Here is a 25,361-nt window from a genome sequence, read left to right as displayed (position 1 = left end):
TGGCCCTTGACTAGACCATGTAGCACGCATTTCCCACGGAATGTAGGTGCATCGGGACTCTGAAAAGCTGCTTTGCGATTGACTTCAGACTGAGACGGAGAGACGGACCGATCGCGACAGAGTGTAGCGTGATCCCTGACGCGCTTGGCACCGTCGGAGGTCGCAAGGTCGCCGGGTGGTTGCTGGTTTGGACGGCGGAATGATCTCGTCGGGCGCCGGCACGCCGCTGCTGGGATCGACGGATCGGGGCGGTCCGTTTGGTCGATCGGCTGGCCGGCTGCTTTCGCGACAGCCGCAAGCCGGAGCTGATCGAGCACGAGGTGGCGACCCTGGTTGGCCAGCGCGTCTTCGGGCTGGCGCTCGGCTACGAGGATCTCAACGACCACGACCAGTTGCGCCACGACCCGATGATGGCGGTCCTGGCCGGCAAGCTTTCGGCGCGGCGGGAGGATTGTGCGCCGGTCGCCGGCGAGAGCACCTTGAACCGCCTGGAGTTGAGCAAGCCGCAGCCGAGCCGGTATCACAAGATCAGCCACGACGGTTCGGCCATCGAGAGCCTGTTCGTCGAGCTGTTCCTGGAGACTCAACGCAAGGCGCTCCGGCAAATTATCCTCGACCTGGATGCGACGGACGACCCCCTGTCCGGCCATCAGGAGGGGCGCTTCTTCCATGGCTACTACGATAGCTATTGTTACCTGCCGCTCTACATCTGCTGAGAAATGCGGGCTAGCTTCTGAAGCTCGTCGAGAAGGCGGACTTCGCCGTTGCGACCGCCCTCCGCGAGCGCTACCGCGTGCTCCAGTTTCGCTACGTCGAATGCAACGAAAGCCTCTATAATCCCCATGGCGCGCCCTCCGTGTGTGAGGCTCGGCTCGGCCCTCCGAGCAACCCTCGTCTCTTAGTCGCACGACAGGGCGGGCCAGCCTCAGCCCGGGAACGTGACGTCTAGTCGACAACCTTCGTAAAGGCACCGATCTCAAGCTGAGCTCTACGGGTCATCTCATTTCAAGCCCGACGAACTTGAAGACTGCATCCTCAAGAATAGGCAAGACCGAGATGATAAAATCGTCCGCATCGTCAAACCGCTCGCAGAAGACATCAATTGTCCCAGCGTGCGCAATGGCGCAGCGGATCGCGTAGGCCGCCTTGACGCCTTTAGCGATTTTGGATGAAGCTCCCGGTCTGAGTTCAAGCTTTCTGGATATTGCCCACGCAAATTTGTTACCGCCCTCCATCGCGACTTTATGTTCGTCCGCGAGCGTCTCGAATTGATCCTCCAACTGGTGGCGTTGAACGAGCGATAAGAACTGCTCGCTTTCGTTGGAAAGGGCCTTCTGTGCTGCATTGATGGCAGAGGAAGGATCATCCATGAAATCAGATTTTAGCATAGAAAAAATACTATCGAGATATCCGTGCTCTAGAATCCGGTACATCTGAAGATATCGCCACTTTGGTACTCTCTGCGATAACGACTCCTTAACCAGTCTAGGAAATGAACCTTTCAAAATTCTGGCGGAGCTATCAGCGGTTATGATTGAGCTAGGCCTATTTCGTCCTCTATACATAGCACCGCTTTGCTGATTGGTCGTGCATTCCGCGAAGGCCAGAAGCAATTCGAAATTGTCGGATGGCAAGGTGATCGGCGCCGCCGCGAGTAGGGCAGCCCCTCCAAAGGAGGACAGGTCCGCAGGCGCTCCAGCCCACGCGTGAACCAGGATCTTTTCACCCGACGTGGGTGGCGCCGCCGAGGCTCTTTCCGGCTCTTTTGGACAAATGAGAACCTCCGCAATTGTCTGCCCATCTAAGATAATAGTTGAAAACTTCCACTCTTTGCTAACCGAGGTATGCACAATTCGCTCTACATCGAGACGTGAGCCGTCAGACAGTATGCGCGACAGCTCGGACCGTCCATCCTCCGAGAAAAATGGAAGTGCGCTGCCTGCCGCCGAAATTAGCACCTGTTCCGCTACTTCGAAGGAGCACCCCCTCGCCAAGCCCAGGGCGGCGTAGACACTATCAGGGACTGCGGCCATCAAGCTCTCGCTCCCGCCATCTGCCAGCAGTCGGCCATGCTTGAATGTCCCTCAGTGAAGAAGAACTCTCTAAAGGCATTAAATACAAGATTTCTGGTTGCTTCTCCGACGTTCTTCTTTGAGGGATCGATGCCTTTCCGAATGTCTTCAAATGCTGTAATTGCCAGCGGATCAGGATCACTGAAGAGCAGAGATTGTTCGAGGTGGTTGATTGCGCGATCAGTGCGTTGTCTGAGACGCTCGTCCTTCTGAGCCGATCCGACAGCTGCCGATAGCCCGAGCAAAACTGTTTCGCTTCCGAAAAAATCTAATCTACTATCGCCAAGTAACCTATCCAATCTAACAACGGACTCCATAAAGTCACGAAATGCGTCTCCACCTTCGTGATTATCTGTTCGTTCTATAGAGGCGCTGAGCGTCTCAAGCGCCGAATCCGCCATCATCTGTTCGACCACGACGTTGCGCACATCTATATTTGGCGTCCCTTGGAGCCATGCTTGAAAGCTCAATGACAGCTTCGACAACTGGAATTGCCCGGGGTGGACCCTTCGTCGACCGGCATCGATTATCTCAATATTCGGAATAATCTGTAGATCTGATTTTAGGTTTAAGCTAAGTATCTCGACTTGATGTTTAATCGACATCGGGCGCTGCCCCGCATTCAATAACAACATGCGATAGGCGAGGGCGCCGAACGGGATGTTAATCCACACCTCCAGGCGCAAATTCGTCTCAAGAAACCCCGAACGATCTGCGTCCGACAAGTCAGATTCAACCTGCCGCAGCGCGTTAGTCCTTTGAAGGCCATCGACGATGTAGATAGATGAGGCTTGAATATTGATCAGCTGCCTTTCGAGGTCGCTTAGAAGGGCCGAATCAACAGCTCCCGGTTTTGCGAAATCGGCGGCGTGACCGTGCAGTTCGACCGCGAGCACGATCGGCGGCAGTACGCAGCCCCGCTTCAAATCGGACCGTAGCGTTGCGTAGGCCTTAGATCCGGCAATTATCCTTCGCTGTATCGATAGGTTGGCTTCTGCTCCTTTCGCGACATTGAGATACCACCCGTAGGTCGTTCGGACATTTAAGCATGTTGCTTTCAGGCGGGCATCATGATCGTATGATGTAATTTCAATCATATATCGGGCCCTCATCTCTCTCAGGTTTGAGCACTTCACGAGGTGCGTGTTGTAGAGGCCTCATCTGTCACGGGCGAATGCCCGCCACTGCCACAGAGCAATGAGATCCGTCGCCCCAACGCGGGACGGGCGGCCCTCTCCTCGCCAACTCTGATGATCTTCGCCGAAGTCCCGCCCGCCGATCTCGCGGTGCGCCGGGTGCTGCCACAGTGATCCTTGCCGTCCACGCTGCTGTAGACGGTACGGCGTCCCATCTTGTCGGCAATAAAGAACTCGCCACGTGGCCCGCGAGGATCATCCCGGCCGGCCACGATTCGTCGATGCCGGATAGCCTTATCCTGGCGCCGCGGATGCCAACGATCGTGCTGGCGCGACCGGCGATCGGATCCGCCTCGGCGGCTAGCGCGGGCGAGGCGAGCGGCAGTAGGGCCTTGATGAGCGCGTGCGCGCCTGCTTTGACGCCAACGACTGCAATCTTCATGAGTGCCCCCCTTCGGAAACGTAGCCGGAGGCCGCCCATCCCCGCAAGGGCCGACACGGGCAGGAGTGGGCCCGATTTGGGGGCCTTTCGACGATCGGGCGGTCATCACGCCGCCACTGTCTATTGCGACGGTGGCGGCCGGCGGACGATCCCGGGGCCACATGGCCACTTTTGGAGAGAGCGGCCTCGAAAGGTCGCCAGCCGCGGGCGAAGCTCGCCGCTTGACACCACCTGCAGCCCGAAACGTGGGCTCAAGGGGTGTGCGCGGCCGCCCTCCCGTGCAGAACCTCGCCCAGCAACACGACGGGCCGGGAGCTCAAAGGTGCCCACCTTTTGCATCCGCCGGCCTTCGTGCTCGGTCTAGTGCTCTTGGGCTCGGACCACCGGGAGCAGACACGTGGCCCGCCCCTCAGCCTGCCTTGACGGCTCGGAGATTGCCGACTGAGTCATCTCCGGCCTCGGGTTTGCGCGGCTCAACCGTCCGCTTCCGCCCGCCTGACAGCGGCACGCGGTCGAGTGACCGGCTCGAGGTCGGCTCGCCGCCGTGGCTCGCAGGATGTCGGCGCTATTCTGCACGACCGCGTTCAGATGAATTGTTGCAAGGGCATCCTCGCCGCGCCATGACAGCTAGCTCGCGCAAGCCCTCGACCCCGATTCGGACGATCTCCGCCGGGAAGTGGGGCGAGATAACGCGCGGGTCGACAGGTTGCCGGCTAGTCCCGCAGCGCCGCGCCACCCCAATGGTGGCCTTCTGGTCCTTGGTAGGCTGAGGAGTTCGAAGTCGTGACGCCCGACTACAATTGGTTCAAGACCGGATGAGGTTGGCTGGCTCGTGTGTTCGTATGCTTTGTGGCTAGAGGGCGTTATTTGGGTTTAGAATTCGGTAAACCTGCATACGCGAACATCCGATCGAGCGAGCAATCGCAGCCACGCCGGCTCCTTCATTTCGCATCCGCAACACGGCACCGCGATGCACCCCTCCGGCCACCGACCGCTACAGCCCTTCATGATGAGAGCGCGGTCGGTCGCCTCCGCTACCGTCGAGCTACACCATCAGATGGGACACGACCCGAGATGCCGGTCAGTTCGTCGCGCCCTGGGCTGCGACGAGCGCCGGCGTGGCGCGGTAGTCACTCGGGAACAGCCGCTTCAAGGCCTCGATCTTCGGCAGGTCGTTGACGACGATGTAGGGGTAGGTGGGGTTCCGGGTCAGGAAATCCTGATGGTACGCCTCCGCTGCGTAGAAGGCGTGGCCCGGCTCGACCTTGGTGGCGAGGGGCGCGCCCCAGGCCCTGGTCTGGTTGAGCTGGGCGATATAGGCGTTCGCGACCCGCGCCTGCTCGGCGTTGGCGGGGAACACCGCGGAGCGGTACTGCGTGCCGGTGTCCGGGCCCTGGCGGTTGAGCTCGGTCGGGTCGTGGGCGACGGAGAAGTAGATCTGCAGGATGCGGGCGTAGCTGATCTTGCGCGGATCGAAGGTGACTTTCACCGCCTCCGCATGGCCGGTCGATCCCCTGCCGACCATCTCGTAATGCGCCGTCGCCTTGTCGCCGCCGGCATAGCCCGACACGGCGCTGGTGACGCCGTCGACGTGCTGGAAGACGCCTTGCACGCCCCAGAAACAACCGCCGGCGAGAACCGCGACGTTGCCGGCCGGCTGGTCGAGCGTCGGCGCCGGGACGGCGCGGACGCCGTCCGCCGTCGCCCGCGACGTGACGAGGGCCAAGCCGCCGGCGAGCAGCACGGCGAGGAGCGCGGCCGACCGGCGCCGCCGAGGCGTCATGTCGGTGAGGCGAGGGGGCATCGCGGCGGTCATGGGCGGCTCCGGTCTTCGCATGGGGATGGCGATGGATCAGGCGGCGAGCGGCTTGAAGGCCAGGGCGAGGCCGTTCATGCAGTAGCGCAGGCCGGTAGGCTTGGGGCCGTCGTCGAACACGTGGCCCAGGTGGCCGCCGCAGCGGCTGCAATGCACGGCGGTGCGGCGCATGCCGTACGAGCTGTCGCTGGTGGTGCCCACGGCGCCGTCGAGGGGCGCCCAGAAGCTCGGCCAGCCGGTGCCGCTGTCGAACTTGGTCGTCGATGAGAACAGATCGCGCTCGCAGCCGGCGCAGGCGAAGTTGCCTCGCCTGTGTTCGTCGAGCAGCGGGCTGCTGTACGGCGGCTCGGTCGCGCTCCGGCGCAGCACGGCGTAGCGGTCGGCCGGCAACCGCTTGCGCCATTGCTCGTCGCTGTAGGAGACCTGGAACGTCTCGGCCCGGGACAGCCTGGGCCGCGCCAGGGCGCCAATGAGGCCCAGCGATCCGCCCAGGAGAAGATGACGCCTCGCAATCATGGTCGGGCAGCTCCGATCGGTGTACCTCGCGGATCCCGGATGCTCGCTACGCGGGGGCCGCTCCTCAGACGCCTATTCGGCTGCAATGCCGGTCCGGTTACACTCCGGATTCCGTTTCGGCCGCGGGCAGGGCAAAAGAACGTGCGCGTGCCGGAACACACAGCAGATTGGTAGGCCACTGTGGCCTGATCAAGCGCATAGGCCGCGGGATCACGGGATCTTGCTCGGATGTATGCCGGGTGGCGGCAGGCGAGGACGGCACCAATGTCGCTTCTGCTCCCCTCTCGGCGGCAATTCCTGCTGACCTGCGCGGCGCTTGCCAGCCAGCCGCCGCTGGCCTGGGCCCAGGACCGCGCGACGGCGGCCGCGCCCAGGCCGCTGCGGGGCGGCGAGATCCTGCCGACGCCGGACTTCGACAAGCTGGCGCCCAACCCCTACCGGTTCGGCATCCGGCCCCACCGCCGCGGCGGGGTGCGCCTGGAGCGGGAGGCGCGCCCGCTGGAGACGCCGTCCGGACCCAAGTACCTGATCCACAACTACGGACACGGCGGCGGCGGCATCACGCTCGCCTTCGGCTGCGCCGACGTGGTCAAGGGTCACGTCGACAGCATCGTCACGCAGACGCTGCGGCGCCCGGCGCGCCGCGTGTCCGTCGCGGTCATCGGCGCCGGCGTGATCGGGCTGACCGTCGCCAGCGAGCTCAAGCGCTGGCGCCCGCAGCTCGACGTGACGATCTACGCCAAGAACGTCAACCGCCGCCACCACGTCGACGTCACCGCCACCACGTCGTGGGTCGCCGGCGGGCAGTTCGAGCCCTCCGGCATCTGGCGCGAGTATTGGTCGGAGGACGAGGACGACCACAGGATCGACATCCTGCACGACCTCGTGGCGCGGTCGGCCGCTCGGCTCCGGCAGATCCAGGGTGCGGGCAAGGCGGCGGCCTACGGGATCTTCGCCCGGCGGAACTATACGCTGCGGCGCTACGACGAGGACGGCGACGCCATCGGCTCGGAGGGTTTTGATCGCGGCACGCCGCGCTCGGTCATCGCCGCCCCCACCGAGGGGCTGCTTCCCTTCGCGCACCTGAAGGCCGTGCAGGGGCGGGAATACCGGACCTGGCTCATCGATCCGACCATTCTCCTGCCGCGGCTCGCGGAGGAGCTGCGCAAGGCCGCCGTCCGGTTCGAGCCGCGCGCGCTGCGCACGGTGGACGACGTGCGTGCGCTACCGGCCGAGATCATCGTCAATTGCACCGGGCTCGGCGCGGGGGCGCTGTTCTGCGACCAGAACGTGGTGCCGATCCGTGGCCAGCTGGTGATCCTGAACAACCCGAACAAGCTCAAGTATTTCTTCAGCGGCGGCTGCGACGCCGACGCGGCCTACCTCTTTGCCCGGAGCAACGACATCGTCGTCGGCGGTACGTACGAGTACAACGAGGCCGGAGCGCCCTCCGACGACGGCGCCTACGACACGATCCTGAAGCGCGCTGCCGATATCTTCGCCGGGCGGGCCAGATGCGTGCGCCAGAACCTGACGATCTAATCAAAGGCGTCAGGTGTAGAGCGCCTCAGATCTCCGCGAAATTGGCGCGCGAGCCTGCGACGTAGGCCGGCCTCGCCGTGGTGCGCTCGAGATAGGGCATGGCGGTGTCGCAGACGCCCACGCCATAGTCGATTGCCCAGGTCAGGCAGGTGGTGAGCAGGATATCCGCCGTCGTGAACTGGTCTCCCAACAGGTAGGGCCGCCCGTCGGACAATGCGACGTCGACGTGGCGGAGCTGCTCCCTGAAGTATTCGCCGGCCTTGGCCACCACGGCGGGCGCCTCGCCGTAGATGTGTGCGAGCCCTTTGTTCGTGCCGTGGCGTCTCATGACGTACAGGCTGGTGGAGTCGAGCTCCGTCACGATGAAGAAGCACCACTCCAGCCACTTGGCGTGTAGATCGCTGTCCAAAGGCAACAGGATTCGGCCGGGGTTCGAATATCTGTTCGCCAGATAGGCGACGATCGCCGCACTTTCGCCGATGGTCAGGGCTCTGTCCTGCAGCAGGGGGATTTTCTGCCTCGGGTTCAGGGCGGTGTATTCCGGCGTCTTGGTCTCGCCGGATCGGGGCAGGATCGGCCGCACGTCATAGTCGAGGCCGAGCTCGTGCAGGGCCCAGTGGGCGCGGACGGTGCGGCTGGTGCCGACTCCCCAGAGCAGCAGTTTGTCGGGCATGTCACCACGTCTCCCGCCCGGGCCGCAGGTCGAGCTCGTGCGTCCAGCCGTCGCGGCTCTGGTTGTGCAGGAACCAGTAGACGTCGGCGATCGACGAGGTCTTGGTCAGGCTGTCGGCCGGCATGTCGGCCGTGTCGACGCCTCGCTCCGCCATCACGCGCCGCCGAATGGCCTCGCTATCGACGGCGGCATCGATCAAGAGATGGGCCACGTGGATGTTCTGCGGCCCCAGCTCCCGCGCCATGGCCTGGGCCAGCGCGCGCAGGCCGAACTTGGCGGACGAGAAGGCGGCAAAACCCTTGCCGCCGCGCATGCTGGCCGTGGCGCCGGTGAACAGGATGGTGCCGCGGCCGCGCGGGACCATGTGCCGAGCCGCCTCGCGGCCGACCAGGAAGCCGGCGTAGCAGGCCAGCTCCCAGGCCTTGAAGAACAGCCGCTCGGTGGTCTCCAGCAGCGGCTTGTTGACGTTGGAGCCGGCGTTGAAGAGCGTGACGGCGACCGGGCCGATGTCGCGCTCCACGTCCGCGAACAGCTTTTGGACGTCCTCCTCCTTGCGCGCATCGACGCTGAACGCATGGAATGCGGCGCCCTTGGCCTTGAGCTCGTCGCCCAGCGCCTGAGCCTTCTCCGCCTCGCGCCGCGCGACGCAGACCGTGTAGCCCCCTTCAGCGAAGCGCCGCGCGACAGCGGCGCCGATGGCGTCGCCTGCCCCGACGAGCAGGGCGACCTGATTGGATCCTGACATGGCTCTCCCTCCCGATCGGTTCGGCTAGTTCGCGGCGCGGACAGCGCGGCTGCGGATCATCGCGTCGATCGCCTCGTCGCCGTAGCCGAGGTCCTGCAGCACCTGGCGGCTGTGCTCGCCGATGCGCGGCGCCGGGCCGCCGATCGCGGCCGCGCGCTCTTCGAACCGTGCCGGTGGCTTGGGCTGTCGCACACGGCCGACCGTCGGCTGCTCGAGCTCGGCGATGAGTTCGCGCGCCACCACCTGCTCGTGGCCGACGATCTCGCCGCGGCGCAGGATCGGCGCGCAGGGAACGTCGGCCGCATCGAGCCGCTCGAGCCATTCCGCCGTCGTGTGGCTGGCGATGTAGTCCGCCATCCTGTGGATGCGGGCGGTGGCGTTGAGGGCGCGTCCGGTGGGCGTGGCGAAGCGCTCGTCCGCCGCCAGCGCCGGGTCGCCGGTCGCCCGGCAGAAGCCCTGCCACTCGGAATCGGAGATGGTGCCGACGGTGATGTAGCCGTCCACCGTCTTGAACACGAGGTCGGGCCGGTCGTTGGGGTCGCCGACCGCCGCCTCCTTGCCGACGACGGTGTATTGCATCATGCCCTCGGGCCACAGATGCGCGAGCATCACGTCGAGCATGGCAATGCGGATGTGGTCGCCCTGGCCGGTCTTCTCGCGGGCATACAGCGCCGACGCCACGGCCTGCGCGGTGAACACCGCCGTCGTCTTGTCGGCGAGGATGGTCCGGATCATCTGCGGCCGGTTGGTCGACGGGTTCGACTGGATGTCGGCAAGGCCCGACAGGCCCTGGATGATCGGGTCGTAGACCCGCTTCTTGGCGTAGGGGCCGGTCTCGCCCACGCCGCTGATCGACACGTAGATCAGCCTCGGATGGCGCCGGCGCAGTTCGTCGGCGCCGAGGCCGAGCCGCTCCATGGTGCCAGGACGAAAATTCTGCACCAGCACGTCCGCCTCGGCCACCAGCTTGGCCAGCACCTCGCGCCCGGCCTCGCTCTTGATGTCGATGGCGAGCGACCGTTTGCCCCGGTTCGACGAGATGAACAGCGCCGAGAACTCTCCGGCCGCGTCGATCGTGGCGCGGCTGCGGCGGGTGATGTCGCCGCCGGGGGGCTCGATCTTGAGCACGTCGGCGCCCTGGTCGGCGAGCAGCATGGTGGCGAGCGGTCCAGAGACGACGCCGGTCAGATCGAGGACACGGACGCCTTGGAGTGGGCCTGGCATGGTGTTGCTTCCTTCATGACTTTCAGCGCGGGGCGGGGATGAGGGCCTTCAACTGCGATCCCGGCCCGAATGACTGTTGTGAGCATGATCTCGTCGTCCATGAGCCATGCCCGGCGAAGCATGAGTTAGACGCTCAGATAGGTGCGCCTGATGTCCTCGTTGTCGATCAAAGCATTGGTTCCACCTGAGAACTGCACGCGGCCCTGGCCGAGCACGTAGACCTGGTCGGCGAGCCGCGTCGCCAGATGGTAGTTCTGCTCCACGAGCAGGATGGGGATGCCGCTCCGCTTGATGTCGACGAGGACGGCCTCCAGCGCCTCGATGATCACCGGCGCCAGCCCCTCGCTCGGCTCGTCCAGGATCAGCAGGTCCGGGCCCGTGGTCAGGGCGCGGCCGATCGCCAGCATCTGCTGCTCGCCGCCCGAGAGCTGGCCGCCGAAGCTGCGGCGGCGTTCGCGCAGGCGCGGAAAGATGCCGTAGATCTCGTCCGCCGTCCGGCGCCCCGTGCGCTGTCCGGCGGCCCGATGGGCCATGCTCAGATGCTCGTCGACGGTCACCGTGGGGAAGATGCCGCGATCCTCGGGAACGAAGGCAATGCCCGCGCGAACGACGCGGTAGGTCGGCGCGCGCGTGATGTCGCGGCCCTTGAAGGTGATCCGCCCGCGGCGCGCCGGCGTGAGGCCGAGGACGGAGCGCAGCGTGGTGGTCTTGCCCGCGCCGTTGCGGCCGAGCACGGCAACGCACTGGCCTGCGCCGACGGAGAGGTCGACGCCCTGCAGCACGTGGCTCTGGCTGTAGTAGGTGTGAAGGTCGGTCACCTCAAGCATGGTTATGACCGAGATAAGCGTCGATGACGCGCTGGTTGGACTGGATGTCCTGCCTGGTGCCGGTGGCGAGCACCTTGCCGTAGCTCAGGACGGTGATGAGATCGCAGGTGGCGAAGACGACATCCATGTCGTGCTCGACGAGCACGATGGTGAGGTGTCGCGGCAGGCCGTTGATCAGGCGCACGAGGTTGTCGCGCTCCGCCGGCGATGTGCCGGCCGCCGGCTCGTCCATGAGCAGGATCTTGGGCTCGGCGCAGAGCGCGATGGCCACCTCGAGCTGCCGCTTCTGCCCGTAGGGCAGCTCGGCCACCTTGCGGTCGAGCACGCCGCCGAGGTGCATCAGCTCGGCCACCTCCCGCGCCTTGCGGGTGACGTCCGAGAAGGCGCGGCGCGGGCGCAGCAGCGCGTGGCGTGAGCGCCGGAACGCCTGGCAGGCGACGCAGAGATTGTCGAGCACCGTCACGCCTTCGAGCAGCGTGTTCTTCTGGAACGAGCGGGTCAGTCCGCGGCGGGCGACGAGGTGCGGGCGGCCCGCCGGCGCGGGGCGGCCCTCGATCAGGATCTCGCCGCTCGTCGGCGCCAGCCAGCCCGTGATCAGGTTGAACAGCGTCGTCTTGCCGGCGCCGTTGGGGCCGATCACCGCGTGGCGCTGGCCGGCGGGGATCTCGAGGTCGAGGTTGTTGATGACCTGAAGGCCGCCGAAGGCCATGTGCAGCTTGCGGATCTCGAGCGCCGTCATGGCTGCCGCTCCAGGAGCCGCCGCAGCGTGCCGGCGATGCCGTCGCGGAAGAAGATGACGACGAGCATGAAGAAGATGCCGAAGAACAGGCTGTATTCCTCGGTCACCATGGCCAGCCCCTGCTTGACCAGCACGAATGCGGCGGCGCCGACGAAGGGCCCGGCGACGGCGGTGGCGCCGCCGATGATGACCATCAGCACGCCTTCGCCGCTGAGCTGCCAGCTCATCGAATCCGGATTGACGAAATAGGTGTACTGGGCCTGCAGGATGCCGCTGACCGCGCAGATCATCGACGACAGCGCGAAGGCGGCGATCTTGTAACGTGTCACCGCGTAGCCCATGGCGGTGATGCGCCGCTCGTTCTCGCGGATGCCGATCAGGACGCCGCCGAAGGGCGAGGCGACGATGCGGCCGAGCAGCAGGGCCACCAGCAGCGCGGTGGCGAGGATGTAATAGTAGAAGCCGACCGGGCTGTCGGCGCTCAGGCCGACCATCGACAGGTCCGGGCGCGGGATGCCCGACATGCCGTCCGAGCCGTTGGTCCAGCGCAGCTTGATGGCCGCGCCGTAGAACATCTGCGAGAAGGCGAGCGTGATCAGCAGGAACTCGATGCCGCGCGTGCGAGTGCAGACCGCACCGATGGCCGCCGCGATCAGCGTCACCACGACGAGCGTCATCGGCACCGAGATCCACAGCGGCCAGCCCAGCAGCGCGGTGCCGATAGCGATGCCGTAGCCGCCGAGGCCCAGGAACATGGCCTGGCCGAGCGAGACGAGCCCGGTCACGCCGATCAGCAGGCTGATCCCGGCGGCGAACACGCCGGCGATCATCGCTTCCACGGCGAGCGTCAGCGGATAGCCGGAGACGACGGCGGGGAGTGCTGCGAGCGCCACCAGCACGACCGCGCCCAGCGCCTTGGGCCAAGCGAACGGCAGCGTGGTCCGGGCGGGCGAAGCCGGCATCAGGGCGGTACGACCGAAATCGGCGGCTTCTTCCGTCATGACACCCTGCTCACGGTTCCGAACAGGCCTTGCGGCCGCACGATCATCACCAGGATCAGCAGCGCGTAGACCGCGAACAGCTCGGCCTCGGGCACGTAGGCCTGGGCGAGCGTGTCGACCATGCCGACGATCAGGGCGGCCACGAACGAGCCCTTGAGATTGCCGAGGCCGCCGACCACCACGACGACGAAGGTCGTGACGACGATGGCGAGGCCCATGGTCGAATAGATGCTGGTGACCGGCGAGGCGATGACGCCGGCAAAGCCCGCCAGCGCCGAGCCGCAGCCGAAGACGACCGCGAAGAGGAGCTTGATGTTGATGCCGAGTGCCGTGACCATCTCGCGGTTGTCGACGCCGGCGCGCAACGTCGCTCCGATCAGCGTGCGGTCGAAGACGAGGAACAGCGCTGCCGCGACGGCCAGGCCCACGCCGATGATGAACAGGCGGTAGACGGGATAGGACGCGCCGAGCAGCGTCACGCGGCCGTTCAATATATCCGGTGTCGCGATGCTGTAGAAGGCCGAGCCGAACCAGTATTCGACCGCGCCGGCGGTGGCGAACAACAGCCCGAAGGTCAGCAGCGCCAGGTCCAGGTGGGTGGACCGGCCGCGGTCGGCCAGCGGCTGCAACACGACATACTGGAGCACGAAGCCGGCCGCGAACGGCAGGAGCGGGCCGATGACCAGCGCCAGCCAGAACGAGCCGCTCGCCTGCGCCACGACGAGCCCCGCATAGGCGCCCAGGGTGAAGAAGGCGCCGTGCGCCAGATTGAGCGTGTTCATGAGCCCGAAGATGAGCGTGAGTCCCACCGCGAGCAGGAACACCAGCATGCTCAGCTGAAGACCGTTCAGAAGCTGAAGAAGAAGCATCAGAAGGACTTCGTGCAGCCCGGCAGGTCGTCGGCGCCGGGGAAGGCGTCGACGAAGCGGCGCTCGGGCTTGCCGTCGGGGCCCTTCACGATGTCGACCACATAGACCTTCTCCAGCAGCGCGCTGTTCTGCGCGTTGAAGCGGATGGTTCCGCGCGGAGCCGCGAAGGTGAGGCCGCGCATGGTCGAGATGAACTGGGCACGGTCCTCGGGCATGCGCCCGCCCAGCTTGTCGAGCGTCAGCAGAATGGCCTTGGCGTTGTCGTAGCCGAGCGATGCATTCACGTCCGGATCGGCCTTGAACATCGTCCGGTAGGCGTCGACGAATTTGGCGTTGGTCTCGCCCTGCAGTCCGGGGAAGTGCACGGTGATGTGGCGCGCGCCGAGCACGAGGTCGCCGAGCGCCGGCCAGAGTGCCTCGTCGTAGACCCATTGGTCGCCGATCAGCGGCATCTTCTCGCGCAGGCCGAAATCGGCGTGCTGCTTGACGAGCTGGACGGCCTCGGCCCCGGCATAGAAGGCGTAGATGATCTGGGCACCGGAGTTGCTGGCCTGGGTCAGAGCGGCGCCCCAGTCCTTGGTCTTCTGGAACGGGGTCCAGATTTCCTGGACGACCTTGCCGCCGGCCTCCTCGAAACCGCGCCTGAAGGCGCCGAGAAACGAGTGGCCGGCCGAATAGTCCGGGCCGATGATGACGGCGGTCTTGATGCCCTTGCCGGCCCAGTACTTGCCCGAATTGTACTGGAAGCCGTTGGCGCTGAACGAGGTGCGCGCCACGTAGGGGCTGCAGAACTTGCCGGTGATCTCGTCCGCGAAAGCATTCACGAAGACCATAGGCGTCTTGCTGCGGTCGGCAAGCTCCGAAATCGCGATCGCAACACTCGAGCTGACGACGCCCGCGACGAGGTCGACCTTGTCGAGCTGCGTGAGCTTGTTGAATTTCTGCACGCCTACGCCCGGCGTCAGCTCGTCGTCGGCGCGGATGATCTCGATGGCGCGGCCGGCGACCTTGCCGCCGTGCTCGGCGAGCGCCACCTGAAAGCCGCGGTCGATGCCTTCGGCGGGAACCGCGTAGACGCCCTTGTAGGGCAGCATCAGCCCGATCTTGATCGGACCGTTGTCTTGGCTATTGTCTTGGCTCTTGCTTTGGCCGAGCGCCGGGCCTGCCAAAGCTGCGACGATCGCCGTCGTGCCGAGGACGGCACGGACCGATGCCCGGACGGGCTTGGACATTTCGATCTCCCTTGCGACGGGGCTCGTACGCCCCGTTCGGCCCTGGCGGCGCCGCGAGGCAGCTCAGCCCGGATTGTCGTTGTGAGACCGTGATAGCCTGCTGCGTCGGAGCCGGGCTTGCAGCTTTGCGCCGGGATGTACGCAAAAGTGTCGTGTTGTCGTCGGCCTCCGGCGCGGCGGACGCGCAGCGCGGCTCAGGCGCTATGCTGCTGACGGTACCGGGACGGCGTCATGCCGGTCGCCCGCTTGAACCGCGTGGAAAAATGCTGGCCGTGGCCGAAGCCGGTCGCCAGTGCGATGTCGGTGATCGTCTCGTCGGTCGCCGACAGGCGGCGCCTGGCGTCCTCGATGCGCAGCGCCAGGACGTGCTGGTAGGGCGTGCTGCCCATGCTCTCCTGGAAGGCGCGGATGAAATGGCGCTGGCTCAGGCAGGCGATGGCCGCAAGGTCCGCGAGCGATATCGGGCGCGCGAGGTCGGACCGCAGGTAGTCGTCGATCCGCTGCAGGCTCTTCGCGGTGATGCCGCCGCGCAGGCCCTTCGCACACGGCGTCTCCCGCCGGCTGACGCGCGAGATATGGGCGAGCGCCTGTGTCGCCCAACCGTCCGCCAGGAGATCGAACAGATCGTCGGGCGCCGCCGCCTCGCGGCTGAGCTCGGCGAGCCCGCGCGTCAATCCGTCGTGCTCGAACGCGATCGTCGAGCACGCGATGTCGTCGCGCAGCCGGCCGCCGACGAAGCCGGGGTTGAGGAACACGACGACGTAGTCGAGCACCGGGCCGACATTCCACTCGCCCTCGATCTCCACGGCCGCCGGAAAAATGGCGAGCCGGTTCCTGCCCCGGAAGACCTGATCGACAGGCCGGCCGTCGACGGTCGCCTTCAGCCGTTCGGCGCCGTTCACGAACCAGAACAGGCACAGCTCGGGCTGGCGGAAATGCCAGGACATGCAGTTGTTCGCCTCGCGGCGCAGAACCTCGATACGCATCGTCGGCGTGCGCGTGATGACCGAGGAGGCGAGGGTGCCGCCGACCTCGCGGACAAAGCCCGCGTCAGCCTGAACCATGGGAAGCTCCGGATGCGACGAGAGAGCTCACATCGTGTCAGAGCAAGCCTAGGTTCTAAATCGGAATGAAGCAAGGCCGCGCGTCATCCCGCTGTCTTGGACGCGCGAGCCGCTAGAGCATGATCCCAAAAAGTGGATACCGGTTTTTGGGCAAGATCATGCTCAAACACCTAGAGTGGCAACCTTGCTGAGCTTGGCTGTCGCCGATCGCGAAGCGCTTCAGATTCAAGGAGTTGGATCATTCTATCCGATCAGATGATGTCATCCGATTGGATGGGAGGATCTAGCCGGCGTGCGGGCTCTTTTCGACCGCATATCGAAGCCAGACCATGCCGCCCGCCAGGGTCTCCGTGGCCATATGGCGAAGCGACTGGCCAGCCGCCGGCCGCTCGTCCGCGCCGCCGACGTACTCGTAGATGCTCGATATGCCGGCCAGCCCGTCAATCGCCGGGTAGACGAGGAGGCTGATCTCGTCGATCAGTCCGGCTTTCAGGAAGGCGCCGTTGATGAGGCCGCCACCCTCGAGCAGGAGCGTCCTGACGCCCATGGTCTCGCCGAGCGTGTCCATGGCGCCGGGCAGGTCGTGCCCATCGGGGCCGGCGAACAGATAGGAGACGCCGTCCTCGCGCAGTTCGGCGAGATAGGCGTCGGAGACCTGCTGACCGAGGACGGCCACGATGTGGTCGCCGCCGGCATGGTCCTGCCCATAGTGCAGCTTGCCGTGCGGATCGATGGCAACGGCGACGTCTCGGCCCTTGCGGTCGGCGATATGCGTCGTGCGCAGATCGCCGGTGGTCGGCCGCGGCGTCCGTGCGGTGCCCTTGACGATTTCCGACATGGTGTTGCGCCCGACCATCCATCCGTCAGCGCCCAACCGTGCGGCTGTCTGATCGTAGTGCGCCCGCAGGGTCGTCGTCTCGATTCCGGCGGCCGGCGGGGTCCATCGGTCGACGTGCAGGCGGCCGTCGACCGAGCTGACCATGTGGCAGATGATCCTGGGGCGCATTTGGGGGGACCTTCTGTCACGCATCACGATGGAGAGCGGCGCGGAAGCGCGAGGGAGGGAGAGGGCACCCGCTAACCGGGCGGGCTATATCCGGGCTTCTTGTATATCGTGTCGGGCTTTCCAAGAATGTCCGGCTTGTAGACTTTGTCCGCCCAGTCCGCCGGCGCGACATCCTCGATGCCGACCGAGACGGATTCCTCGCCGTAGTTCAGGGCCGCCATGATGGCCTTGGTGATCTGCTCGGCGAGCATGGCCTTCTGCCGCTCTGATTTGCCCGTGTATAGCTTCACGATCACATGAGGCATTGCCTGCTCCACTGGCTGCGTCTGCTGGCCGATCGGGCCGCGTTGAGCGAAAGCTTGCGGTCATCTGCCGTACTGATCATCGCCGGCCTGCTCCAGTCAATCGATCAGACGGCCGGCGGCGCGCCCTGAAGCCGTGCCGCGACCGCGACGCCGCAGAGCACGACGAGTGTGCTGACCAGGAACACGGCGTGCAGCCCGGCGCCACCGGCGACCAGTCCCAACGCGGGGCTGGCGAGCCCCAGCGCCAGATCCAGAAAGGCGGTATAGGCGCCCGTGGCGAGGCCACGGCTCTGCGGCGGCGCGCGGCGGACCGCTTCGACGCCCAGGCCGGGATAGACCAGCGAATAGCCGATGCCGGTGAGCGTCGCGCCGGCCAGAGCCTGGACGGGGCCGGCCGCCAGCCAGACGAGCGCCTGGCCGGCGGCTTCCACCAGCACGCACACCAGCGCCACCCTGGCACCGCCGAGCCGGTCCGGCAGGTGCCCGAAGATGATGCGCGCGGCCATGAAGGCGCAGGCGAACGCGGTGAAGGCGAGCCAGCCCGAGCTCCACCCGCGCTCCACGAAGAGCAGGGCCATGAAGGCCGTGATCGCGCCGAACCCGAGGCTGCTGAACGCCAGGCCGAGCCCCGGCAACCAGACGGCGCCGGCGACCCGCAGGAGCGCAGGCGGCTCGCGATGGCTTGGCGCCACCGGGCGGAGCGGCCTGATCAGCAGGAGCGTCCCGAGCGGCACGAGCGTGCTCGCCAGTGCGATCGCGTCGAAGCCGGCGGCGGCGTAGAGCATGGAGCCGATGGGGGCGCCGGCTGCGAACGCCGCGTACATCGCAGTCCCCACCCAGGCCATGACCTTGCCTGCGTTCTGCGCGTCGGCGAGAGCCAGTCCCCAACTGAGCGCGCCCGTGATGACGAAGCTCTCGGCCCCACCGAGCAGCGCACGGCCGACGAGGAGGATCGCCACCGATATCGCGGGAACGGCGATGAACCGGAGTGACAGCAGATAGAGCAGCCCGGCCGCGGCGGCGGCGAGCAGGCCGGCGACGACGGCGCGCTTGGCGCCGCGGCTGTCGGCATAATGCCCGGACCACACCCGCGCGACGAGCGAGGCCGCGAACTGGCTGCCGGCGACGAGCCCGACCATGAAGGTGCCGAGGCCGAGGCCCTGATGCACATGCAGCGGGAGCACCGGCAACGCGAGACCGATCATCAGAAACGCCGCGAAGACCGCGGCCATGATCGGCAGCAGCGTGAGGGCGAGGCCGCGGGCCGACGGCGCATGCGACGACGTGACGGACACTGACCGCGCCTTCCTCATCTGATCTCGTGGCCTGGGCCTGCCATGCGAGGGGGCCGGGCCGACAACAAAAAACCTAGCCGCTTCGGTGCCTTGCGATTAGAAGGTGAAATCGGCATGGATACATAAGTGCTGCTGATGAATGTCGCGAAACAACATCAACGACCTTTTCGCCTTCCTTGCCGTCGCAAAGGAGCGGAGCTTCACCCGGGCGGCGGCGAAGCTCGGGATCTCGCAGTCGGCGCTGAGCCAGACCGTTCGCCAGCTTGAGGAACGACTCGGGCTTCGGCTGCTGACGCGCACAACGCGCAGCGTTGCGCCGACGGAGGCTGGCGAGCGCCTGCTGCGCAGCGTCGGCCCCCGGCTCGAGGAAATCGAGGCCGAGCTCGATGCGCTGAGCGAGCTTCGGGACAAGCCCGCCGGTACCGTCCGGATCACGGCCACCGACTACGCCATCGATCGGGTCCTATGGCCGAAGCTCGTGAAGGTCCTGCCCGCCTATCCGGACGTCAGGGTCGAGCTCACGGTTGACTACGGCCTGTCCGACATCGTTGCCGAGCGCTACGACGCGGGCGTGCGGTTCGGCGAGCAGATCGCCAAGGACATGATCGCGGTGCGGATCGGCCCCGAGGTCCGCTTCGCCGTGGTCGGCGCAACATCCTATTTCGGCGAGCGTGCGCTGCCGAAGGTGCCGCAGGATCTGACCGGTCACACCTGCATCAACTTGCGGCTGCCCACCCATGGCGGGCTGTACGCCTGGGAGTTCGAGAAGGACGGCCGCGAGCTGAAGGTGCGCGTGGAAGGTCAGCTCGTCTTCAGCAGTATCTTCCATGTCCTCGACGCGGCCGTGGCGGGCTTCGGCCTCGCTCATGTGCCGGAGGATCTGGCGGAGCCCTATCTGGCCGAGGGCCGGCTCACGCGGGTGCTGGAAGACTGGTGCCCTTACTGGGCGGGATATCACCTTTACTACCCGAGCCGCCGCCAGGCTTCGCCCGCCTTTGCCCTGCTGGTCGACGCATTGCGCCACCGAGGCTGAGGCAGATCCGATCGACCGTCAGCTGCTCCGCAGCTCCGCCGGCAGGCTGCGCTGCTTCATGCGGACCGCGATCAGATAGGGCGCGTCGGCGGCCTTGGCCCGGCGGAGCGCCGGCAGCAGGTCCGACGCGGCGTCCACCCGCTCCGCCTCGGCGAAGCCCATTCCCTTGGCGATGGCGACGTAGTCCCACCGCGGCAGATCGAGGTAGGGGATAGCCTTGACGTCTGCGTTCTGGAAGAAGCTGCGCCTGTCCGTGGCGGTGATGCCGCGCGTGGCCTCCACCGTCCATTGCTCGATGGCGTAGAGGCCGTTGTCCAGCACGACGACGATCGCCGGGATGCGCTGGCGGGCGAGCGTCGACAGCGCCTGCACCGACATCTGCAAGCCGCCGTCGCCGCACAGCACCAGCGGACGGGGCGGCTGCTGGGCCCCGGCGATCTCACGCTCGGCAATGCCGACGCCGATGGTGGCGCCCACCGAATAGCCGATCGATTGCCACACCGCATTGCACAGGAAGCCGCCGCGCCGCGAGATCAGGAGATCGGCAGCCGGATGCATGCTGACGCTGGTATCGGTGATGACGATGACGGAGGGGTCGATGACGCCGGCCAGCGGGCCCATCAGCTCGTCGTAGGTCAGACCGGCATCGCCCGCGGCTGCGGCCTCTGCCGGGAGGCCCGGCCGCCGCTGCTCCGGCATCGGCGCCCGGCCGCGCAGCGAGCTGGCGGCGAGGTGGGCCGGATCCGGGGTCCAGCTCTGGGCTTCCAGCGCGTGGAGGAGACGGCCGATGTCGATGCTCGCGCGCCGCGCTCGCCCGATCTGGGCGGCTCCGTCGGCGACGCGGATCATCAGCTCGGGCGGCTCGTGGTAGAGCTCGCGGTACTGGCGGCCGGGCACGCAGCCGAGGGCGAGCAGCACGTCGGCCTCGCGGACGGCGGCGACCACGCTCTTCGCCGCCCGTGGTCCGTCGTAGGTGCCGAGGAAGCCGACCGTGTCCTCCGACACGACCGACTTCGCCAGCAGCGTCGTCGACCAGGGCATCCTCAGCTTCTGCACCAGCGCCGTGGCGCGCTCGCCGAGGCCATGGCGGGCGACCTCGATGCCGAGCAGCAGCGCCGGTCGGCGGGCGGCGCGCAGCTTGGCAATGATCTCGGCGGCGAGGCCCGCTTCACCGCCGCCGGCGTCGCCCGGCGCCTCGAGCCGGCCCGCGGGCGCGGCGATCTTCTTCGACCACAGATCCTTGGCGATCTCGATGTAGACCGGCCGCTTCTGTGCGACGGCGGCCTTGAGCGCGGCATCGATCGCCCGCGGCGCGCGCTCCTTGGCGGTGATCCGCACGGCGTGGGCGGTGATGGCGCGGAAGACGCGCAGGTCCGCCAGCAGGTCCTCGTCGGCCGCGGCCCCCGGCAGCTTCACCTCGCCGAGGGAGTGAGAGAACAGCGAGCCGTCCTCCTTGAAGTGCGTCAGGTCGAACAGGCTCGGGCCGCCGTTGATGACGACGACCGGGCTGCGCTCCACGTAGGCGCCGGCAATGGCGTTGGCGAGGCTGAGCATGCCGACGCCGTAGGTGACCGATACCGCACCCAGGCCCTTGCGCCGCGCATAGCCGTCGGCGGCATAGCCGGCCTCCAGGTCGGTTGCCGTGACGACGACCGACAGCTTCGCCTGGAGCGCCGCATCGAAGACGGGATCGCAGGTGGCGCCGGGGATGCCGAAGAGCGTGTCGCAGCCCAATTGCTTCAAGCGCATGGCGATGTAGTCCGCGACAGTGACCGTGCCGGTGGCCGCGTCGTCGCCGGAGGCAGGCTGGGCCGTGGCGCGCGGCGGCAGCAGGTTGGCGCCGGCCGCTCCGGCGAGCGCCACGGTGGTCGCCAGCAGCCGTCGCCGCGATACGGGCAAGCTGTCATCGGACAAGGGGGCGCTCCTTCATTGCTGCATTGCTGCGCGATCATCGGCGCCCGCGCGGCGATCGCAATCGATCTCGGAGACCATGAGGCGTCAGCGGCGCTCGCGATGTGCTGTAGCCGACGGACGCAGCCGCCGTGGCCCATGTCCCGACGCCTCAGGGCGGCCCCCGTTCGCGCAAGTCGCTTGCGCCGGCGCGGCAACGGGCTGAGCGAGCAACGATCGATCAGCCGGCAACGGCGGCCAGCACCCTGCCGCGGCACTCGCCGAAGCCGATCGGTACGTAGCCGTCGCGGCGGGCGTGAGCGCGCAGAATCACCTCGTCTCCGTCCTCCAGGAAGCGCCGCTCCTCGCCGGTGGCGAGGTTGAGCGGCACCTTGCCGCCCTGGGTCATCTCCAGCAGGCTGCCCAGGCCCGTGGGCTCCGGGGCCGAGATCGTGCCGGAGCCGAGGAGGTCGCCGGGCCGCAGGTTGCAGCCGTTGCTGGTCTGGTGGGCCACCAGCTGCGCCGCCGTCCAGTACATGTGGCGGGTGTTGCTCAGGCTGATGCGGACCGGCGGTCGGCCGCGCTCGCGGAGCTGGGGCGTCGACAGGAACACCTCGAGATCGAGCGCCAGTGCGCCGCCCTGCTGGTCGGCCGCGTCGGCGAGGTAGGGCAACTCCGCCGGATCGCCCGCCGGGCGCGGCGGCTGCGCCGTGCGGAACGGGGCCAAGGCCTCGGGCGTGATCACCCACGGCGACAGCGTCGAGCCGAAGTTCTTGGCCAGGAACGGCCCGAGCGGCTGGTACTCCCAGGCCTGGATGTCGCGCGCCGACCAGTCGTTGAGCAGGCAGAAGCCGGCGATGTGGTCGGCGGCGCTAGCGATCGGAATGGGTGCGCCCAGCGCGTTGCCGGGCCCGATCCAGATGCCGAGCTCCAGCTCGAAATCCAGGTTGCGGCATGGCCCGAAGCTTGGCGCCGTCTCGTCTGCCGCCTTGCGCTGGCCATGCGGCCGGTGCAACGGCGTTCTCGAGGGCACCAGCGAGGAGCTGCGGCCGTGGTAGCCGATGGGCACGTGCTTGTAGTTCGGCAGCAGCGGGTTGTCCGGGCGAAACACCTTGCCGACGTTGGTGGCGTGATGAATGCCCACGTAGAAGTCGGTGTAGTCGCCGACGCGGGCCGGCAGGTGCAGCGTGCAGCCCGCCGCCGCGTGCAGCAGCGGCCGCAGCCGGTCGGCGGCGGCGCTGCCGTCGGTCAGGAGCGCCGCCAAGTGGGTGCGCAGCGCCCGCCGCGGCTCAGCGCCGAGGGCGAACAGGCCGTTCAGGGCCCCGCCGGCGGCAGCCGCGGCGGCGCGGCCCGCATCGCCGACGAGCAGCCCGGTCTCGGCCAGGCCCGCCAGGTCGAGGATGCTGTCGCCGATGGCGACGCCGGCGCGCGCCTCGCCTCCGTCAGCCGGGGTGAAGATGCCGAGCGGCAGGTTCTGGATCGGAAAATCCGGGTGGCCGGCGGCCGAGGCCACCCAACTGCGCCGGCCGGGATCGTGGGTCTCGTCGATCGCTGCCATGATCAGGGCCGAGTCGGATCGAAGTTCTTGCGCAGCTCGTGGCCGTAGCGCCCGTAGGCCGTCTGCCGCTCGGCGGCGTTGGCGGCGAATGCCGTCACCCGCTGGGGAAAGCGCGTCTCGAACATGAAGGCCATGGTGCCCTCCAGCTTGTGCGGCTTGAGCTCGACCGAGCTCGCCCTCTCGAAGGCCTCCACGTCTGGCCCGTGCGGCAGCAGCGTGTTGTGCAGCGAGATGCCGCCCGGCACGAAGCCGTGGGGCTTGGCGTCGTACTGGCCGTAGACCAGGCCCATGAACTCGCTCATGACGTTCATGTGGTACCACGGCGGCCGGAAGGTGTTTTCGGCCACCAGCCAGCGGTCGCAGAAGACGACGAAGTCGATGTTGGCGGTGCCGGGCGTCTCCGACGGCGACGTCAGCACGGTGAAGATCGACGGGTCGGCGTGGTCGTAGAGCACCGGCCCGACCGGCGAATAGCGCCGCAGGTCGTACTTGTAAGGGTAGTAGTTGCCGTGCCAGGCGACCACGTCGAGCGGCGAGTGCTCGATGTGGGCGGCCCACAGCGCGCCGCCCCATTTGACGAACAGGCGCGAGGGCGCGTCCCGGTCCTCGTAGGCGGCGACGGGCGTCAGGAAGTCGCGCTGGTTGGCCAGGCAGTTGGCGCCGATCGGGCCGCGCTCCGGCACGGTGAAGGCGCCGCCATAATTCTCGCAGATATAGCCGCGCGCCGGGCCGCCCTTGAGCTCGACACGCAGCTTGACGCCGCGTGGGATGACGGCGATCTCGCCGGGCTCGATGTCGATGAGGCCGAACTCGGTGGCGAGCCGGAGCTCACCCTGCTGGGGCACGAACAGCATCTCCCCGTCGGCATTGTAGAAGTAGTCGTTCTCCATGGAGCGCGTCACCAGGTAGACGTGCGCGCCCATGCCGGCGTGGCTGCCGGCGTCGCCGGCGGTGGTGATGGTGCGCACGGCCTCGACGAAGGTCAGCGCCTCGTTGGGGATGGGGAACGGATCCCAGCGCAGCGGCGCGATCGGCGTGTCCACCTCGGCTGCCGGCGCCGTGCGCCAGAGGCCGTTGTCGACCTTGGCGAACTCGCCCCAGTGGGCGACCGTCGGCCGGATCCGATAGAGCCAGGAACGCTCGTTGGTGGTGCGCGGCGCCGTGAACGGCGAGCCCGACAGTTGCTCGGCGTAGAGGCCGTAGGCGCAGCGCTGCGGCGAGTTGCGGCCGATCGGCAGGGCGCCTGGCAGCGCCTCCGTCTCGAAGCCGTTGCCGAAGCCGGAGAGGTATTCGAGCTCATTGCTGCCGGCCGGAGAGCCGGCAGCAAAAGCGGGGCGCACGGTGACGTTCATGGCTGCCTCCAGGGCTTACGGGTCACGTTCCGGCAGGCTTCGCCGCCTTGGCCTGCTCGAGCGCCTGCCACATCTCCACGTCGCGCTCGGCCGTCCAGATGCGCGGATGGTCGATGCCCTTGGCCTCGTCGACGGCGCGGCTCACGTCGAAGGGCATGCAATGGTCGAAGATGACCCAGTGCCCGTACTTGGGCCGCATCGCCGCCATGGCCTCATCGTAGATCTGGTTGAGCGTGGCGCCTTTGGCCACCCCCGCCTTGGCGATGGCGAAGAGGTCGGCGGTGAAGGCGGCCGTGCCGTCGATCGCCTGGTCGACCTCGGCGCGGCCGATGAGGCTGCGCCCGCGCCCGGGCACCAGCCGTTCGGCGCCCAGCGCCCGCACGGCCGCCAGTGTCGCCGGCCAGTCGGTAAAGTGGGCGTCCCCGCAATAGGGCGTGGCGCCGAACTCCACGGTATCGCCGGCGAACAGCACCTTCTCCTTCGGCAGCCACACCACGGTGTCGCCCGCCGTGTGGCTGCGGCCGATGTGGATGATCTGCACCTCGCGGCTGCCGAGCCAGAGCGTCATGCGCTTGTGGAAGACGAGGGTGGGCCAGGTGAGGCCGGGGATGCTCTCCTTGCCGCGGAACAGGCGCGGGAAGCGGCCGATCTCGCTGTCCATGTCCTGCTGGCCGCGCTCGACGATCAGGTCGCGGGTGGCGTCGGAGGCGATGATGGTGGCGCCCTCGTAGGCGGAGGCGCCGAGCACGCGCACGGCATGGTAGTGGCTCAGCACCACGTGCCGTACCGGCCTGTCGGTGACGTCGCGGATGCGCGCCAGCACGTCCTCGGCCATGGCGGGCGTGGCCTGGGCATCGACCACCAGCACGCTGTCGTCGCCGACGACGATGCCGGAATTGGGGTCGCCCTCGGCCGTATAGCCGTAGAGGCCGGGCCCGAGCTCTTCGAAGGAGACCTGCTTGTCGACGAGGTCGGCGGTGCTGGCGAAACCTGACATGATCGGTCCTTTCAGGGTCGGCCGAAG

Annotated in this window: 23 protein-coding genes and 1 pseudogene; 3 read left to right on the top strand and 21 right to left on the bottom strand. The window is 67.1% G+C overall.

Features of this window, described 5'->3' with window-relative positions:
• Window positions 1-175 precede the first annotated feature (175 nt).
• Window positions 176-710, top strand: a pseudogene (locus ACZ5PO_RS00670) (transposase); the annotation flags it as partial.
• 285 nt (window positions 711-995) lie between these two features.
• Here the strand turns inward: ACZ5PO_RS00670 and ACZ5PO_RS00665 are convergent.
• The 5 genes from ACZ5PO_RS00665 to msrB all read right to left on the bottom strand — a co-directional run bounded on the left by ACZ5PO_RS00665 (window position 996) and on the right by msrB (window position 5,982).
• Entirely contained in the window at window positions 996-2,033 is a 1,038-nt protein-coding gene (locus tag ACZ5PO_RS00665; protein ID WP_464189218.1) for a hypothetical protein, read from the bottom strand.
• A complete protein-coding gene (locus tag ACZ5PO_RS00660; RefSeq protein WP_464189216.1) occupies window positions 2,033-3,169 on the bottom strand; it encodes a hypothetical protein in 1,137 nt (378 codons plus the stop codon). The genes ACZ5PO_RS00665 and ACZ5PO_RS00660 overlap by 1 nt, the downstream gene beginning before the upstream one ends.
• Before the next feature lie 1,334 nt (window positions 3,170-4,503).
• Window positions 4,504-4,611: a helix-turn-helix domain-containing protein gene (locus ACZ5PO_RS00655; RefSeq protein WP_464197244.1), complete on the bottom strand. Its 108-nt coding sequence runs from the start codon at window positions 4,609-4,611 to the stop codon at window positions 4,504-4,506.
• A 120-nt stretch (window positions 4,612-4,731) separates the two neighbouring features.
• Window positions 4,732-5,466 (bottom strand): peptide-methionine (S)-S-oxide reductase MsrA, encoded by a 735-nt coding sequence (gene msrA / locus ACZ5PO_RS00650; RefSeq protein WP_464189214.1) that lies wholly within the window; start codon window positions 5,464-5,466, stop codon window positions 4,732-4,734.
• 36 nt (window positions 5,467-5,502) lie between these two features.
• Complete coding sequence (gene msrB, locus ACZ5PO_RS00645) at window positions 5,503-5,982, bottom strand: peptide-methionine (R)-S-oxide reductase MsrB (RefSeq protein WP_464189212.1); 480 nt, start codon at window positions 5,980-5,982, stop codon at window positions 5,503-5,505.
• A gap of 264 nt (window positions 5,983-6,246) precedes the next feature.
• Between msrB and ACZ5PO_RS00640 the strand changes: the two genes are divergently transcribed.
• Window positions 6,247-7,524, top strand: coding sequence for an FAD-dependent oxidoreductase (locus ACZ5PO_RS00640; protein WP_464189210.1), 1,278 nt, complete (start codon window positions 6,247-6,249; stop codon window positions 7,522-7,524).
• A 25-nt stretch (window positions 7,525-7,549) separates the two neighbouring features.
• Here the strand turns inward: ACZ5PO_RS00640 and ACZ5PO_RS00635 are convergent, their stop codons facing one another.
• The 12 genes from ACZ5PO_RS00635 to ACZ5PO_RS00580 form a co-directional block, all read right to left on the bottom strand.
• Entirely contained in the window at window positions 7,550-8,197 is a 648-nt protein-coding gene (locus ACZ5PO_RS00635) for a glutathione S-transferase family protein (RefSeq protein ID WP_464189208.1), read from the bottom strand.
• Window position 8,198: 1 nt separating this feature from the next.
• On the bottom strand, window positions 8,199-8,942 hold the full coding sequence (locus tag ACZ5PO_RS00630; protein WP_464189206.1) for an SDR family NAD(P)-dependent oxidoreductase: 744 nt from the start codon (window positions 8,940-8,942) through the stop codon (window positions 8,199-8,201).
• A 24-nt stretch (window positions 8,943-8,966) separates the two neighbouring features.
• Complete coding sequence (locus ACZ5PO_RS00625; protein ID WP_464189204.1) at window positions 8,967-10,166, bottom strand: CaiB/BaiF CoA transferase family protein; 1,200 nt, start codon at window positions 10,164-10,166, stop codon at window positions 8,967-8,969.
• Window positions 10,167-10,291: 125 nt separating this feature from the next.
• Window positions 10,292-10,993: an ABC transporter ATP-binding protein gene (locus ACZ5PO_RS00620; RefSeq protein ID WP_464189202.1), complete on the bottom strand. Its 702-nt coding sequence runs from the start codon at window positions 10,991-10,993 to the stop codon at window positions 10,292-10,294.
• A complete protein-coding gene (locus tag ACZ5PO_RS00615; protein ID WP_464189200.1) occupies window positions 10,986-11,732 on the bottom strand; it encodes an ABC transporter ATP-binding protein in 747 nt (248 codons plus the stop codon). The genes ACZ5PO_RS00620 and ACZ5PO_RS00615 overlap by 8 nt, the downstream gene beginning before the upstream one ends.
• Window positions 11,729-12,733 carry a branched-chain amino acid ABC transporter permease gene (locus ACZ5PO_RS00610; RefSeq protein WP_464189198.1) on the bottom strand — a complete coding sequence of 335 codons (1,005 nt, stop codon included), beginning with the start codon at window positions 12,731-12,733 and terminating at the stop codon, window positions 11,729-11,731. The genes ACZ5PO_RS00615 and ACZ5PO_RS00610 overlap by 4 nt, the downstream gene beginning before the upstream one ends.
• Window positions 12,730-13,602 (bottom strand): branched-chain amino acid ABC transporter permease, encoded by an 873-nt coding sequence (locus ACZ5PO_RS00605; protein ID WP_464189196.1) that lies wholly within the window; start codon window positions 13,600-13,602, stop codon window positions 12,730-12,732. Before ACZ5PO_RS00605 ends, ACZ5PO_RS00610 begins: the two co-directional genes overlap by 4 nt.
• Window positions 13,602-14,834 carry an ABC transporter substrate-binding protein gene (locus ACZ5PO_RS00600; RefSeq protein ID WP_464189194.1) on the bottom strand — a complete coding sequence of 411 codons (1,233 nt, stop codon included), beginning with the start codon at window positions 14,832-14,834 and terminating at the stop codon, window positions 13,602-13,604. The genes ACZ5PO_RS00605 and ACZ5PO_RS00600 overlap by 1 nt, the downstream gene beginning before the upstream one ends.
• A 194-nt stretch (window positions 14,835-15,028) precedes the next feature.
• Entirely contained in the window at window positions 15,029-15,898 is an 870-nt protein-coding gene (locus ACZ5PO_RS00595) for a helix-turn-helix domain-containing protein (protein WP_464189192.1), read from the bottom strand.
• Window positions 15,899-16,181: 283 nt separating this feature from the next.
• Complete coding sequence (locus ACZ5PO_RS00590) at window positions 16,182-16,904, bottom strand: RibD family protein (RefSeq protein ID WP_464189190.1); 723 nt, start codon at window positions 16,902-16,904, stop codon at window positions 16,182-16,184.
• Between the two features lie 71 nt (window positions 16,905-16,975).
• Entirely contained in the window at window positions 16,976-17,209 is a 234-nt protein-coding gene (locus tag ACZ5PO_RS00585; protein ID WP_464189188.1) for a tautomerase family protein, read from the bottom strand.
• 104 nt (window positions 17,210-17,313) lie between these two features.
• The gene (locus tag ACZ5PO_RS00580) at window positions 17,314-18,504 is read right to left on the bottom strand and encodes an arabinose transporter (RefSeq protein WP_464189186.1); all 1,191 of its coding nucleotides are present in this window, start codon (window positions 18,502-18,504) and stop codon (window positions 17,314-17,316) included.
• 139 nt (window positions 18,505-18,643) lie between these two features.
• Here ACZ5PO_RS00580 and ACZ5PO_RS00575 point away from each other — a divergent pair, with 139 nt between their 5' ends.
• A complete protein-coding gene (locus tag ACZ5PO_RS00575) occupies window positions 18,644-19,537 on the top strand; it encodes a LysR family transcriptional regulator (RefSeq protein ID WP_464189183.1) in 894 nt (297 codons plus the stop codon).
• Between the two features lie 18 nt (window positions 19,538-19,555).
• On the opposite strand, the gene ACZ5PO_RS00570 is transcribed toward ACZ5PO_RS00575, so the two are convergent.
• The 4 genes from ACZ5PO_RS00570 to ACZ5PO_RS00555 all read right to left on the bottom strand — a co-directional run bounded on the left by ACZ5PO_RS00570 (window position 19,556) and on the right by ACZ5PO_RS00555 (window position 25,337).
• A complete protein-coding gene (locus ACZ5PO_RS00570) occupies window positions 19,556-21,451 on the bottom strand; it encodes a thiamine pyrophosphate-binding protein (protein WP_464189181.1) in 1,896 nt (631 codons plus the stop codon).
• A gap of 217 nt (window positions 21,452-21,668) precedes the next feature.
• Window positions 21,669-22,985, bottom strand: coding sequence for a fumarylacetoacetase (gene fahA, locus ACZ5PO_RS00565; RefSeq protein WP_464189179.1), 1,317 nt, complete (start codon window positions 22,983-22,985; stop codon window positions 21,669-21,671).
• Between the two features lie 2 nt (window positions 22,986-22,987).
• A complete protein-coding gene (hmgA, locus tag ACZ5PO_RS00560) occupies window positions 22,988-24,337 on the bottom strand; it encodes a homogentisate 1,2-dioxygenase (RefSeq protein WP_464189177.1) in 1,350 nt (449 codons plus the stop codon).
• Window positions 24,338-24,359: 22 nt separating this feature from the next.
• Window positions 24,360-25,337 carry an MBL fold metallo-hydrolase gene (locus ACZ5PO_RS00555; RefSeq protein WP_464197242.1) on the bottom strand — a complete coding sequence of 326 codons (978 nt, stop codon included), beginning with the start codon at window positions 25,335-25,337 and terminating at the stop codon, window positions 24,360-24,362.
• Between the last annotated feature and the right edge of the window lie 24 nt (window positions 25,338-25,361).

This window comes from Chelatococcus sp. KU-N122 (genome assembly GCF_055391085.1).
Note: the sequence above shows the minus strand (reverse complement) of the source record. Positions and strands in the feature narration are given on the sequence as shown.

Bases quoted from the DNA above. Each gene is read 5' to 3' on its own strand.
- ACZ5PO_RS00660 (WP_464189216.1), bottom strand. From the start codon at position 3,169: ATGATTGAAATTACATCATACGATCATGATGCCCGCCTGAAAGCAACA.
- ACZ5PO_RS00665 (WP_464189218.1), bottom strand. From the start codon at position 2,033: ATGGCCGCAGTCCCTGATAGTGTCTACGCCGCCCTGGGCTTGGCGAGG.
- ACZ5PO_RS00630 (WP_464189206.1), bottom strand. From the start codon at position 8,942: ATGTCAGGATCCAATCAGGTCGCCCTGCTCGTCGGGGCAGGCGACGCC.
- ACZ5PO_RS00635 (WP_464189208.1), bottom strand. From the start codon at position 8,197: ATGCCCGACAAACTGCTGCTCTGGGGAGTCGGCACCAGCCGCACCGTC.
- ACZ5PO_RS00600 (WP_464189194.1), bottom strand. From the start codon at position 14,834: ATGTCCAAGCCCGTCCGGGCATCGGTCCGTGCCGTCCTCGGCACGACG.
- ACZ5PO_RS00625 (WP_464189204.1), bottom strand. From the start codon at position 10,166: ATGCCAGGCCCACTCCAAGGCGTCCGTGTCCTCGATCTGACCGGCGTC.
- msrA (WP_464189214.1), bottom strand. From the start codon at position 5,466: ATGACCGCCGCGATGCCCCCTCGCCTCACCGACATGACGCCTCGGCGG.
- ACZ5PO_RS00610 (WP_464189198.1), bottom strand. From the start codon at position 12,733: ATGACGGAAGAAGCCGCCGATTTCGGTCGTACCGCCCTGATGCCGGCT.
- ACZ5PO_RS00640 (WP_464189210.1), top strand. From the start codon at position 6,247: ATGTCGCTTCTGCTCCCCTCTCGGCGGCAATTCCTGCTGACCTGCGCG.
- ACZ5PO_RS00615 (WP_464189200.1), bottom strand. From the start codon at position 11,732: ATGACGGCGCTCGAGATCCGCAAGCTGCACATGGCCTTCGGCGGCCTT.
- ACZ5PO_RS00620 (WP_464189202.1), bottom strand. From the start codon at position 10,993: ATGCTTGAGGTGACCGACCTTCACACCTACTACAGCCAGAGCCACGTG.
- ACZ5PO_RS00595 (WP_464189192.1), bottom strand. From the start codon at position 15,898: ATGGTTCAGGCTGACGCGGGCTTTGTCCGCGAGGTCGGCGGCACCCTC.
- ACZ5PO_RS00605 (WP_464189196.1), bottom strand. From the start codon at position 13,602: ATGCTTCTTCTTCAGCTTCTGAACGGTCTTCAGCTGAGCATGCTGGTG.
- hmgA (WP_464189177.1), bottom strand. From the start codon at position 24,337: ATGAACGTCACCGTGCGCCCCGCTTTTGCTGCCGGCTCTCCGGCCGGC.
- fahA (WP_464189179.1), bottom strand. From the start codon at position 22,985: ATGGCAGCGATCGACGAGACCCACGATCCCGGCCGGCGCAGTTGGGTG.
- msrB (WP_464189212.1), bottom strand. From the start codon at position 5,982: ATGATTGCGAGGCGTCATCTTCTCCTGGGCGGATCGCTGGGCCTCATT.
- ACZ5PO_RS00585 (WP_464189188.1), bottom strand. From the start codon at position 17,209: ATGCCTCATGTGATCGTGAAGCTATACACGGGCAAATCAGAGCGGCAG.
- ACZ5PO_RS00575 (WP_464189183.1), top strand. From the start codon at position 18,644: ATGTCGCGAAACAACATCAACGACCTTTTCGCCTTCCTTGCCGTCGCA.
- ACZ5PO_RS00590 (WP_464189190.1), bottom strand. From the start codon at position 16,904: ATGCGCCCCAGGATCATCTGCCACATGGTCAGCTCGGTCGACGGCCGC.